Below are 239 nucleotides of genomic sequence, written 5' to 3'. Positions count from 1 at the left end.
GTTCACGATAATGGCGACACAGAAGGCAAGAACAAACAGAACCGTTAAGCTTACTTTTCCTGACACAAGCAAGAGAACCAATAGCAAAGTCAGTGTCAGGTTAAACCACCAAAGTTTCGGTCGCTTAATATCATCTTGCAGTGCCGCTGCCATTTCATTTGCATGAATCGGCTGTTCGAGCTCAATAACACCAAGACGTTTTCTTTCAGACTTCCCAAGAAAGTATGCCACCACAATCA

Annotated in this window: 1 pseudogene; it reads right to left on the bottom strand. The window is 43.5% G+C overall.

From position 1 onward, the window contains the following. Window positions 1-239, bottom strand: a pseudogene (locus AAEY75_RS16955) (citrate transporter); the annotation flags it as partial.

This window comes from Psychrobacter sp. TB55-MNA-CIBAN-0194 (genome assembly GCF_040309505.1).
GTDB lineage: Bacteria > Pseudomonadota > Gammaproteobacteria > Pseudomonadales > Moraxellaceae > Psychrobacter > Psychrobacter fozii.
Note: the sequence above shows the minus strand (reverse complement) of the source record. Positions and strands in the feature narration are given on the sequence as shown.